At 63.8% G+C, this 9,892-nt stretch carries 13 protein-coding genes; 4 read left to right on the forward strand and 9 right to left on the reverse strand.

Annotated features, from left to right (window positions below; all coding sequences use genetic code 11):
* Positions 1 to 8: 8 nt before the first annotated feature.
* Together AC066Y_RS09985 and AC066Y_RS09990 are read right to left on the reverse strand one after the other, a co-directional pair.
* A complete protein-coding gene (locus AC066Y_RS09985) occupies positions 9 to 1,208 on the reverse strand; it encodes a hypothetical protein (RefSeq protein ID WP_478273713.1) in 1,200 nt (399 codons plus the stop codon).
* Positions 1,209 to 1,314: 106 nt separating this feature from the next.
* Positions 1,315 to 1,791: a MarR family winged helix-turn-helix transcriptional regulator gene (locus AC066Y_RS09990; RefSeq protein ID WP_478273714.1), complete on the reverse strand. Its 477-nt coding sequence runs from the start codon at positions 1,789 to 1,791 to the stop codon at positions 1,315 to 1,317.
* A 96-nt stretch (positions 1,792 to 1,887) separates the two neighbouring features.
* On the opposite strand from AC066Y_RS09990, the gene AC066Y_RS09995 reads away from it, so the two are divergent.
* Positions 1,888 to 2,256, forward strand: coding sequence for an antibiotic biosynthesis monooxygenase family protein (locus AC066Y_RS09995; protein WP_478273715.1), 369 nt, complete (start codon positions 1,888 to 1,890; stop codon positions 2,254 to 2,256).
* A 99-nt stretch (positions 2,257 to 2,355) separates the two neighbouring features.
* Here the strand turns inward: AC066Y_RS09995 and AC066Y_RS10000 are convergent, their stop codons facing one another.
* From AC066Y_RS10000 to AC066Y_RS10015, 4 genes are all read right to left on the reverse strand, one after another.
* The gene (locus AC066Y_RS10000) at positions 2,356 to 2,655 is read right to left on the reverse strand and encodes a hypothetical protein (protein WP_478273716.1); all 300 of its coding nucleotides are present in this window, start codon (positions 2,653 to 2,655) and stop codon (positions 2,356 to 2,358) included.
* Entirely contained in the window at positions 2,652 to 2,879 is a 228-nt protein-coding gene (locus AC066Y_RS10005; RefSeq protein WP_478273717.1) for a hypothetical protein, read from the reverse strand. The genes AC066Y_RS10000 and AC066Y_RS10005 overlap by 4 nt, the downstream gene beginning before the upstream one ends.
* Before the next feature lie 37 nt (positions 2,880 to 2,916).
* The gene (locus tag AC066Y_RS10010) at positions 2,917 to 3,240 is read right to left on the reverse strand and encodes a hypothetical protein (protein ID WP_478273718.1); all 324 of its coding nucleotides are present in this window, start codon (positions 3,238 to 3,240) and stop codon (positions 2,917 to 2,919) included.
* Positions 3,241 to 3,329: 89 nt separating this feature from the next.
* Positions 3,330 to 3,785 carry an Hsp20 family protein gene (locus AC066Y_RS10015; RefSeq protein WP_478273719.1) on the reverse strand — a complete coding sequence of 152 codons (456 nt, stop codon included), beginning with the start codon at positions 3,783 to 3,785 and terminating at the stop codon, positions 3,330 to 3,332.
* A 98-nt stretch (positions 3,786 to 3,883) separates the two neighbouring features.
* Between AC066Y_RS10015 and AC066Y_RS10020 the strand changes: the two genes are divergently transcribed.
* Positions 3,884 to 4,102, forward strand: coding sequence for a hypothetical protein (locus tag AC066Y_RS10020; RefSeq protein WP_478273720.1), 219 nt, complete (start codon positions 3,884 to 3,886; stop codon positions 4,100 to 4,102).
* Positions 4,103 to 4,709: 607 nt separating this feature from the next.
* Here AC066Y_RS10020 and groL read toward each other — a convergent pair.
* Together groL and AC066Y_RS10030 are read right to left on the reverse strand one after the other, a co-directional pair.
* Positions 4,710 to 6,356, reverse strand: coding sequence for a chaperonin GroEL (gene groL, locus AC066Y_RS10025; protein ID WP_478273721.1), 1,647 nt, complete (start codon positions 6,354 to 6,356; stop codon positions 4,710 to 4,712).
* Positions 6,357 to 6,530: 174 nt separating this feature from the next.
* The gene (locus tag AC066Y_RS10030; RefSeq protein WP_173638580.1) at positions 6,531 to 6,827 is read right to left on the reverse strand and encodes a co-chaperone GroES; all 297 of its coding nucleotides are present in this window, start codon (positions 6,825 to 6,827) and stop codon (positions 6,531 to 6,533) included.
* Positions 6,828 to 7,146: 319 nt separating this feature from the next.
* On the opposite strand from AC066Y_RS10030, the gene AC066Y_RS10035 reads away from it, so the two are divergent.
* Positions 7,147 to 7,665, forward strand: a complete 519-nt coding sequence (locus tag AC066Y_RS10035) for a hypothetical protein (RefSeq protein WP_478273722.1) — start codon at positions 7,147 to 7,149, stop codon at positions 7,663 to 7,665.
* A 171-nt stretch (positions 7,666 to 7,836) separates the two neighbouring features.
* Here AC066Y_RS10035 and AC066Y_RS10040 read toward each other — a convergent pair whose 3' ends face one another.
* Positions 7,837 to 8,613, reverse strand: a complete 777-nt coding sequence (locus AC066Y_RS10040; RefSeq protein WP_478273723.1) for a protein phosphatase CheZ — start codon at positions 8,611 to 8,613, stop codon at positions 7,837 to 7,839.
* 310 nt (positions 8,614 to 8,923) lie between these two features.
* Between AC066Y_RS10040 and AC066Y_RS10045 the strand changes: the two genes are divergently transcribed.
* Complete coding sequence (locus tag AC066Y_RS10045; protein WP_478273724.1) at positions 8,924 to 9,733, forward strand: L,D-transpeptidase; 810 nt, start codon at positions 8,924 to 8,926, stop codon at positions 9,731 to 9,733.
* Positions 9,734 to 9,892: the final 159 nt, after the last annotated feature.

A 9,892-nucleotide genomic window follows, 5' to 3' on the forward strand; every position in this document is an offset into this window, starting at 1 on the left:
CGACGGCTTCAGCGCCACACCGACTTGTCGGCGTCCCAGCGCTGACCCTTGAATTCCTTGACCAGCGCGTCGATCGCGCCGTTGTCGTCCTTGGCCTCGCTGCCTTCCTCGTCGCTGCCGGAGTCGTCGGACAGATTGAGCTTGGCGCCGGCGCTGTCGTCCGACGTCGAGACGGTGGGGCTTGAGACCCACAGCATCAGCCGGTCCGAGCTGCCGGGCTTGTCGGGTGAGACGAGGGCGGTGACCTCGTAGTTCTGGGTGAGGCCGAGCGCAGGGTAGATCGCGCTGGGCCGCTTCAGCACCAGCTTGAGCTTGCCGGTATTCGCGTTCCATGTCGCCGAGGCCGGCTTTGCGGCAAGCGTCTTCGCCAGCACGTCCGCGATCGCGGATGCGAGCTTGTCCTTGTTGATCTTGTCGCCATCACGCCAGTCGGCGGCGGCGAAGCGGATGGTGCGGTCCATCTCGACCACACCGCTGGTCCAGCCGGCGGCCGTCACGCCGGGCGCTGATTTCGCCTTTGCAAGCAGCGCGCCGGCGTGCTCGGGATCGACGGTGAGGTTGAGGGTCTGCTCGCCGGAGCGCATCGCATCGCAGGTCACCGCGAGGCTGGAGGTGCCGATCTCGACCGCCTCGCCTTTCAGGCTCTTGAGGAAATCGGTTGCCGCATCGAGCTTCACCCGCACCCCGATCGATTCCGGCGAGACGTCGGTGAAGTCCTTCGGCTGCGGCGTGATGCCGTCCTCGGTGGCCTGGTTGTCCTGGAATTCCTTCTCGCTGAGATCGGAATTGTCCGTCGAGGCGACCTCGGTCACGGTCTGGCCGATCGTGATCTGGCCGCGGAATTCAAAGCTGTCGCCGGTCTGCTTGCGGTTCAGCTTGACCGTGATCGGCTGCTTGTCGGCGACGCTCTGGGTGGTGCCGGTGAGCGTCTGGCCGTTGACGGTCAGGTTGGCGACGAAGCGGTCCTTGCGGTCGGAGCTCTTGTCGGCGGGATAGCAGACGTCGAGCACGGCCGCGGTCACGGTCTTGCCCTGCCGGGTTTCCTTCAGCACGACGTCGGCATTGCCGTCCATCAGGCCGTCGATCGCGGTGAAATAGCGCGTCTCGGGGCCATTCGACGGCGCCGCCTTGGTTTGCAGCTTCATCTGGGCGAGAGCAGGCGCCGAGGCGACGGCAAGACCGAGCAGCAGGAGCGGGAGCGCGCGCATACGATAAGTCCTCGAAGGCCAGAATCGGTTCCGTCGTAACTAGCAAACCTCCGTCTCATTGGCCAAAAAAGAAGGCCGCCTAACGGCGGCGCCTCCAGAATCGCTGTCATGCGCGGTCGTCAGGTTCCTGGCCGCTCTCCAGCCTGCCGCGCAGTGTGCTGACGACGCGACTGGTGGATTCGAGGTCCTTGATCGACAATCCGTCGGCGAGGCCGTTCACCCAGGGCAGCTGCAGGCGCATCGCCGCGTCGAAGCTTTGCCGCCCCTTCTCGGTCAGCACGACGAGCTGGGCGCGGCGATGATGCGGATTGGTCTCGAATGTGACGAGCCCGTCCCTTTGCAGGTCGTTGACGATCCGCTGCACGTTCTGTCTGGCCGCGCCGAGGTCGCGCGCCAGCCACGCGACCGGTTGCGGGCGTTCGGCGGTGACGATGGCGCCGAGGATCTGCCAGCGCGCGCTGGTCAGCCCAAGTCCCGCCACCATCCGGTCGCCGGCGGTGAACAGCAGGCTGTTGAGCCTGAACAGGTCGAGAATCAGGTTGCTCAGGGCTTCGCCGGCCGGCGTTCGCTTGGTCTGCGGCATTTGTCACCATAAGTTGATATTGACATCATAATGTCAAAATAGTACGTATCCATCGTAACGTAATGACATCATAGCACCAAATCAACGGAGCCAGCCATGCCGCAGATGTGCCCCCTCGACCCTGCATTCCCGATCGACCGCCAGCTCGCGGTCGATGCCACCAACATCGTGCTCGTCAACCTCTTCACGCTCGATGCGGCCGACGAGGAGATCTTTCTGGAAGCCTGGCAGGCCGACGCCGCCATCATGAAGCGGCAGCCCGGCTTCATCTCGACCCAGCTGCACCGCGCGATCGGCGAGAGCCCGACCTATCTGAACTACGCGGTCTGGGAATCGACCGCCGCCTTCCGTGCCGCATTCAGCAATCCGGAGTTCAGGGCCAAGCTGTCGGCCTACCCGGCGTCGGCAGTGGCGTTGCCGCACCTGTTCCAGAAGGTCGCGGTATCAGGCATCTGCGTCGCATAGCGGCTGTCGGCCTCGACGCGTTGTGACGTCGATCGCGGTCGTGCGTTGAGGGATTCGCGCCGAGGCGTGTCCTTGTGACCCGCCACAGTCGGGCCACCGTTAAATCTCTGACGTTCCTGCGTTCTTCGACCGGCCAGCGGCTCGCCGAGCACGATCGGTCGGCTTCAGCGGCAACTTGGGGAGGCATGAAGCACTTGCGCACAGCAGGAGGAACAGCGCGCGCTGCGCCTTGTATCTCGCGCCGTCACGACTGCATTCCGAGCCGCACATGACGGTATGTCCGTCGGTCGTACGAACAGACCATTTCCACCTGCTGCGTCCGCGCCGCTTCAGCACGATATCGAACGCCGCGAAGCGGTCGTCGCCCGTCCAGCAGGTCAGGTCTCGAATGCCGCTCATGACGCCGCCCCCATGCTCGAGGAAGCCGACGATGAATCTTTCGGAAGAGGAAATGTCACCGGGAATGTTTCGGCAACCAGAGCATCGTGCGCGGCCTGCTCTTCGGCCATCCGTCTATCGATGAAATCGCGCTCGAGATCAGACAATTCTGTCCGGAGCAGCTTCCGGTGGCGGTGGATTGCGTTGCGATGGGCACGGATACGGGCCAAGTTTTGTTCGAACATCGTCGTCCCTCCGCGTGACAGTGGTACGGCCTACGCTTCAGGCCGCGGCGCGGCGTTCGGTCGACCGTAGCCGCATAGGTTTGCCGCCAGGCGGGTGCCAGGCGCCGCCGTCAAGCGCGCAGAGCGCCTCGAGGATCTCGTCGATCGCGACCGGTGCCTTCAATCCTTCGGGCGCCCTCAGGGACGGACAGGACGCGATTGCGGAGGCGTCGGACGCCCAAGAGGCGAGGATGGCTCGCTTCTCGGCGAGCGTGAGGCCTGAATGAGAGACCACGTCTCTCGGGTGCTCGAACTTGGTGCCGGGATGAGGGAGATAGTTGAAATCGAAAACGTTGTCGTCCAGGGCGGTCGTCGGCCGCATGGCTGCCTCCAAATCTGAGACGAGTTAAGGGGAGGCCGCGCGAGGAGGCCCCGCGCGGCGTCGATCGATCCAAATCGCCCGAGGCCGGTTCAGGCGACTTTGGCTTCGATCTGGGTGATGTTGTTCGGGGCGGTGCCGTTGATCGCGATGCGGCGCGGCTTCATCGCCTCAGGGATTTCCCGCTGCAGGTCGATGACGAGCAGGCCATTCTCGAAGCGGGCGCCCTTGACCTCGACGTGGTCGGCGAGCGTGAACTGGCGCTTGAAATTGCGCGCCGAGATGCCGCGGTGCAGAAAAGTCTTGCCTTCCTTATCGTTCTTGCGGCCCTCAAGGGTCAGGACGTCCCGCTCGACCGTCAGATCGACCTCGTCCGGCTTGAATCCGGCGAGCGCAACCGAGATCTGGAAGCTGTTCTCGTCGAGGCGTTCGATGTTGTAGGGTGGATAGCTTTCTTCGCCGACGCGTTGGGCGGCTTCGGCGAGGTCGAACAGGCGGTCGAATCCGATGGCCGACCGAAACAAGGGCGAAAAATCTACAGTGCGCATAGCCAGATCCTCCTAAGAGCAAAATGGTTACGAGCGGCACCGGACACTTCCGGTGCCCGTCTCAAGTGGCGGGACCCTGACGGCATCCCGATCGCCTCATGGCGACGCCGAAGAAATTTGTAAATCTGGAAAAAGTTTCAAGAGGGCCGCGCAAATTTTTTGCGGGAATTTTGGTTTGGTTAATGTATTCGCCGCTGAAGCAGCGCCGCGGCGCGGCCGCCTTCTTCGCTTCTCCGTTCCAAGCAGCGTTGAGGACCGGCTCAAGTCTGCAGCGGTCAAACGCAGAAGTCGGCGGGCCTTGCGCCGTAATCCGATAGGCCCTCGTGAGCAGACATCCACGGATCGTGCGGTACTCGCGAAATGAAGAAGGCGGCCAACTGAAGCGGCCTCAGTGGATGGCTTTCATTCCCTGATTGCGAGAGCCGGCTCGACGCTGTTGCGAGTCCCAGGATCGATCTAGTCCGGTGCTGCTAGTCGCAACGGCGGACCCTGCGGACCGAACCATCGTCACGCTCGATCGTGACCGTGCGGCATCCGCGATATCCGCGATCATATCCGTAGGCACGATAAGCGGGTCGATCATAGTCCCGGTAGTAACGGGGCTCCGGGCCCACTCTGACGCCGCCGAGCGGAGTATCAACCGCAACCTGAGCTGACGCGGGCGCAATGGAGATCGGCGCGGCGATAGCGCAACCAGCAACCGCCATGACACCGGCCAGTAATAGCGTTCTCATGAGAGTTTCCTCCTGAGTTATTGCATCGCTTTTCAACATCCCAGGTGAGGCGAGGTTCCTGCGCGAACTTCACCGAAAGGGCCACGAGCGGATGTCGTTCAACGCTTCACGCACGCTCATCCCGCAGCCCACAAAAAAGAAGGCCGCCCGGAGGCGGCCTTCGATCTCGACGCGGATGTGCAGACGGGGCTTAGAAGCCGCCCATGCCGCCCATTCCACCCATGCCGCCGCCGCCCGGCATCGCCGGCGCCGCGTCCTTCGGCAGTTCGGCGACCATGGCTTCGGTGGTCACCAAGAGGCCGGCCACGGAGGAGGCGTCCTGCAGCGCGGTGCGCACCACCTTGGCGGGGTCGATGATGCCCTTGTCGACCATGTCGACATAGTCCTCGGTCTGGGCGTCGAAGCCGAAGGTCTCCGACTTGTTCTCGAGGATCTTGCCGACCACGATCGAGCCCTCGACGCCGGCGTTCTCCGAGATCTGGCGGACCGGAGCTTCGAGCGCCTTGAGCACGATGTTGATGCCGGCCTGGACGTCGGCATTCGGGTTGGTGAGACGGCCGACCGCCTTCTTGGCGCGCAGCAGCGCGACGCCGCCGCCCGGCACGATGCCTTCCTCGACAGCCGCGCGGGTCGCATTCAGCGCGTCCTCGACACGGTCCTTCTTCTCCTTGACCTCGACCTCGGTCGCACCGCCGACCTTGATCACCGCAACGCCGCCGGCGAGCTTGGCAAGGCGCTCCTGCAGCTTCTCACGGTCGTAGTCCGAGGTGGTTTCCTCGATCTGCGCCTTGATCTGGCCGACGCGGGCGTCGATGTCCTTCTTCTTGCCGGCGCCCTTGACGATCGTGGTGTTCTCCTTGTCGATCACGATCTTGCCGGCGCGGCCGAGCATGTTGACCGTGACGTTCTCGAGCTTCATGCCGAGGTCGTCGGAGATCAGCTGACCGCCGGTCAGGATAGCGATGTCCTCCAGCATCGCCTTGCGGCGATCGCCGAAGCCCGGTGCCTTGACGGCAGCGACCTTGAGCCCGCCGCGCAGGCGGTTGACCACCAGCGTCGCCAGCGCCTCACCCTCGACGTCCTCGGCGAGGATCAGCAGCGGACGGCCCGACTGCACCACGGCTTCCAGCACCGGCAGCATGGACTGCAGGCCGGTCAGCTTCTTCTCGTGCAGCAGGATGTAGGCATCCTCGAGCTCGGCGGTCATCTTCTCGGCATTGGTGATGAAGTAGGGCGAGAGATAGCCGCGGTCGAACTTCATGCCCTCGACGATGTCGACCTCGGTATCGAGCGACTTGTTTTCCTCGACGGTGATGACGCCCTCGTTGCCGACCTTCTGCATCGCCTGCGCGATCATCTTGCCGATCGCGGCATCGCCATTGGCCGAGATGGTGCCGACCTGGGCGACTTCCGAAGAGGAGGCGACCGGCTTGGCGCGCTTCTCGATGTCCTTGACCACGGCGGCGACCGCGGTGTCGATGCCGCGCTTGAGGTCCATCGGGTTCATGCCGGCGGCGACCGCCTTGGCGCCCTCGCGGACGATGGCCTGCGCCAGCACGGTCGCGGTGGTGGTGCCGTCACCGGCGGTGTCGTTGGTCTTGGAAGCGACCTCGCGCAGCATCTGCGCGCCCATGTTCTCGAACTTGTCGTCGAGCTCGATCTCCTTGGCGACGGTGACGCCGTCCTTGGTGATGCGGGGAGCGCCGAAGCTCTTCTCGATGACGACGTTGCGGCCCTTCGGGCCGAGCGTCACCTTCACGGCATTGGCGAGCACGTCGACACCGCGCAGCATGCGGTCGCGGGCGTCTCCGGCGAATTTTACGTCCTTGGCAGCCATTGATTTGAACTCCTGGAATGATTGGATGCGGTCGCCCGGCATCTACGCCCGTCATTGCCGGGCTTCACCCGGCAATCCATCGTCCTTGCAAGACTCTTTCGAAGTTGATGGATGCCCGGATCAAGTCCGGGCATGACAGCGGAGAGAGTGGGCGCTCTCGAATTGGTCGTGGCCTTACGCCAGCACGCCCATGATGTCGGACTCCTTCATGATGAGGAGCTCCTGGTTGTCGAGCTTGACCTCGGTGCCCGACCACTTGCCGAACAGCACGCGGTCGCCGACCTTGAGGTCGATCGGGATCAGCTTGCCGGCCTCGTCGCGGCCACCCGGGCCGACGGCGACGATCTCGCCCTGGGACGGCTTCTCCTTGGCCGAGTCCGGAATGATGATGCCGCCCTTGGACTTCTCCTCGGCATCGATACGCTTGACCACGACGCGGTCATGCAGTGGGCGGAAGTTGGATTTAGCCATGACGTTCCCTCTTGGAGGCTCGGTTTCAGGTCCGGTTCATCGAGACCGGCGTTGAATGCCGGCCCGGTCGGCGCCAGGCAGGACGCCCGGCGCATTTAGCAATCGTGGTGCGAGAGTGCTAATTGTGCGCCGGGAAATATGGCTTGGCGCAGTTTCTGTCAAGCAAACGGGTTAAGGCCTTGGTGAGGCCAATATAGGATGGTGGACCGGAAACCAAATCGTAGCGATGACGTAATTTTATCAGACGTCATTGCTCCGCCTTAAGTTTTACGCTTGGCTGCATGACGGGTGCGGCCGGGAGATAGTTCGGGGGATGCATATGATCAAGTCACTCAACGCGCGATTGGTCGCACGGTTCGCGGCTGTCTCGGCGCTGACGACACTTTTGGGGGCGTGCGGCAGCATGAGCCTGCCGTCGTTGTCGTCGAACCCCCAGCCGGGGCCGGTCGAACCGGGAGTGGCTCCGGAGATGCCGGCGAGCATCCGCCCCGACGAGATCGTCGGCCGCTGGGGCCTCGCCTCGTTCCAGAATCCCGCCGACCGCGCCCGTACCGAGGCCGCCGCACGCGGCCAGTGCAAGCAGCCTTACGTGATCGGCGCCGGCCAGAACGGCGGCGTCATCATGCATCTGGCCGACCAGGCCACCCCGCAGGAACTGCGGCTGAAGGGTTCCCCAAGCGGCAAGAACTATATCGGCCCGCCCGGACCTGTGCCCGGCGAGCAGGACCGCGAGATCATCTCGTTCGACGGCCGGGTCTTGATCACCCGCTTCGTCGACAAGGACGCCGCCACCCGCTACGGCAACATGGTCTACGTCCGCTGCGCGCCGCGGGCGTGAGGGCTGATCCGTCATTCCGGGGCGGTCCGCAGGACCGAACCACAGGTGGACAATTGCGCACCGGGGAATCTCGAGATTCCGGGCTCGATGCTTCGCATCGTCCCGGCAATGACGGGCGAAACAAAAACGCCGGCCCCTGAGGCCGGCGCTCTCGTCTTGATCCGACAAATCTCAGTTGAACATCGCGTCGATGTCGTCCTGCGAGGCGTGGCCGGCGTCGCCGTCGAGCTTCGGGCCGTTGAGCAGGCGGGCATCGCCCTCGCGGGTGTCGACAACAGGCGGGACGTGGGTCTTGATCGCGTCGACGCCGCCCCAGATGTTCATCATCTCGTTGATGTGCTGCTCGATGAACTTCATCGTCTGCATCACCTTGCTGATGCGCTGGCCGGTGAGGTCCTGGAAGTTGCAGGCCTCGAAGATCGAGACCACGCGCTCCTGAATATCTTCGCTGAGCCGCTTCTGCTGGTCGGGCGTGACGTTGTTGGCGAGCGCGGTCGCGGCCTGGTCGATCGCCTCGACCGCTTCGAGGATCTGCTGGGTGGCCTGTTCGGTGCCGCCGACCACGGCGCCGAGCTCGCCGTTGACCTTGGCCATCTCCTCGCCGTTGAAGCTCTTGCCGTGCAGCACGGCGATCTCGCGCTTGGTGCGGCTGATCGCGTCGTGGATCAGGTCGAGCTCCACCTTGAGCTTCTCGCACTGTTCGACCTGCGCGCGGTAGGTCTCGAGCAGCGCATGCGTCTCGGCGACTTCGCGGGCGACGGCGGCATCGACGCTGTCGCCCGTGCGTTGCGCCGGCGCTGCGGCCATCTGGGCGCGGATCGAGCGAAGCTCCGCCATGATCTCCCGATGCATCGGACCGAGCTCGGTGCCGCCGGCAACTTCCGGCTCCGGCATCACGACTTCGCCCATGGCCTGCTCGACACGAAAACGCTTACGCTTCACTGACATGATTTCATTCCCGCCCCTTCACTGCAGTCCGTTCTAGCGAGAGGTGATTTAACGTCAGGTTCACGCGGGAACAGTTTGCGCCGAGTGCGCGCAACCGCTGCGATACCGGCGATTAACCATGTCGCTGCGGCATTCATGCAAAATAAACGCTGTCCGGCAAAACCGCGCGGCATTGCCGACGTGGTGAATCGAAACGGCCGATCCGTTTACCAAACCGATGCGGTTTTCATTGCTTATTGACCACGTGCAACGGCGCATGTGCGCTCCGTCCACGTCACACGTCACGACGAAACCAGTACAGAGTACGTCGATGTTCAGGAAAACCACGCTTGCGCTGCTCGCCGGCGCTTCTTCGCTTATCGCAATTCCCCAACATGCCATGGCGATCGACGCATCGGCTCAGCCCGAGCCCTCCCTGATCTACGCCAACCAGGGCGCAGCGCAGCCGCCGATGCGCACCGCCTATGCGCAGCCGCAACGCTCCAACATGGGCGGCGGCTTCATCGAATTCCTGTTCGGCGATGCGCCGTCGTCGCAGGGTTATTCGCGAGAGCCGATGTATCAGCAGCAGCCGGCCTATTACGGCAACCGCCAGGGGCTGCCGCCGATGGACCCGCAGCAGCAGATGATCCGCCAGCAGGAAGAGGCTGCGGGTGATCCGACGCAGCGTCCCTTCGATCCCAGATATGAAAAGCAGCTGGTCGATTACAGCGGCAAGGAAGGCGCCGGCACCATCGTCGTCGATACGCCGAACAAGTTCCTCTATCTGGTGCAGGGCGACGGCCGCGCGCTGCGCTACGGCATCGGCGTCGGACGGCCCGGCTTCACCTGGGCCGGCGTCAAGACGATCTCGGCGAAGAAGGAATGGCCGGCCTGGACGCCGCCGCCGGAAATGCTGGCGCGCCGTCCCGATCTGCCGCGGCACATGGAAGGCGGCCCGGAGAATCCGCTCGGCGCCCGCGCGATGTATCTCGGCTCCTCGCTCTACCGCATTCACGGCTCGAACGAACCCTGGACGATCGGCACCAACGTCTCGTCCGGCTGCATCCGGATGCGCAACGAGGACGTCATCGACCTCTACGGCCGCGTCAATGTCGGCGCCAAGGTTGTCGTGATGTGAGGTGGTTTTGAAGCAGCTGCCCCAAAGATGGTGTCGTCCCGGCGAAAGCCGGGAGATGGAGTCACGTTTGAAGTGCAACGATTGATTTGAGCTTGGAGAATGCCTCGGCGGGTGTCTTGAAGTCCAGGCATTTGCGTGGGGTATCGTTGAGGCGCTGAG

The sequence above is a fragment of the Bradyrhizobium sp. USDA3010 genome (assembly GCF_056429065.1).

Excerpts from the sequence above, each read along its gene's own strand:
- AC066Y_RS09985 (WP_478273713.1), bottom strand. The coding sequence starts at position 1,208 with ATGCGCGCGCTCCCGCTCCTGCTGCTCGGTCTTGCCGTCGCCTCGGCG.
- AC066Y_RS09990 (WP_478273714.1), bottom strand. The coding sequence starts at position 1,791 with ATGCCGCAGACCAAGCGAACGCCGGCCGGCGAAGCCCTGAGCAACCTG.
- AC066Y_RS09995 (WP_478273715.1), top strand. The coding sequence starts at position 1,888 with ATGCCGCAGATGTGCCCCCTCGACCCTGCATTCCCGATCGACCGCCAG.
- AC066Y_RS10000 (WP_478273716.1), bottom strand. The coding sequence starts at position 2,655 with ATGAGCGGCATTCGAGACCTGACCTGCTGGACGGGCGACGACCGCTTC.
- AC066Y_RS10005 (WP_478273717.1), bottom strand. The coding sequence starts at position 2,879 with ATGTTCGAACAAAACTTGGCCCGTATCCGTGCCCATCGCAACGCAATC.
- AC066Y_RS10010 (WP_478273718.1), bottom strand. The coding sequence starts at position 3,240 with ATGCGGCCGACGACCGCCCTGGACGACAACGTTTTCGATTTCAACTAT.
- AC066Y_RS10015 (WP_478273719.1), bottom strand. The coding sequence starts at position 3,785 with ATGCGCACTGTAGATTTTTCGCCCTTGTTTCGGTCGGCCATCGGATTC.
- AC066Y_RS10020 (WP_478273720.1), top strand. The coding sequence starts at position 3,884 with ATGGCGACGCCGAAGAAATTTGTAAATCTGGAAAAAGTTTCAAGAGGG.
- groL (WP_478273721.1), bottom strand. The coding sequence starts at position 6,356 with ATGGCTGCCAAGGACGTAAAATTCGCCGGAGACGCCCGCGACCGCATG.
- AC066Y_RS10030 (WP_173638580.1), bottom strand. The coding sequence starts at position 6,827 with ATGGCTAAATCCAACTTCCGCCCACTGCATGACCGCGTCGTGGTCAAG.
- AC066Y_RS10035 (WP_478273722.1), top strand. The coding sequence starts at position 7,147 with ATGATCAAGTCACTCAACGCGCGATTGGTCGCACGGTTCGCGGCTGTC.
- AC066Y_RS10040 (WP_478273723.1), bottom strand. The coding sequence starts at position 8,613 with ATGTCAGTGAAGCGTAAGCGTTTTCGTGTCGAGCAGGCCATGGGCGAA.
- AC066Y_RS10045 (WP_478273724.1), top strand. The coding sequence starts at position 8,924 with ATGTTCAGGAAAACCACGCTTGCGCTGCTCGCCGGCGCTTCTTCGCTT.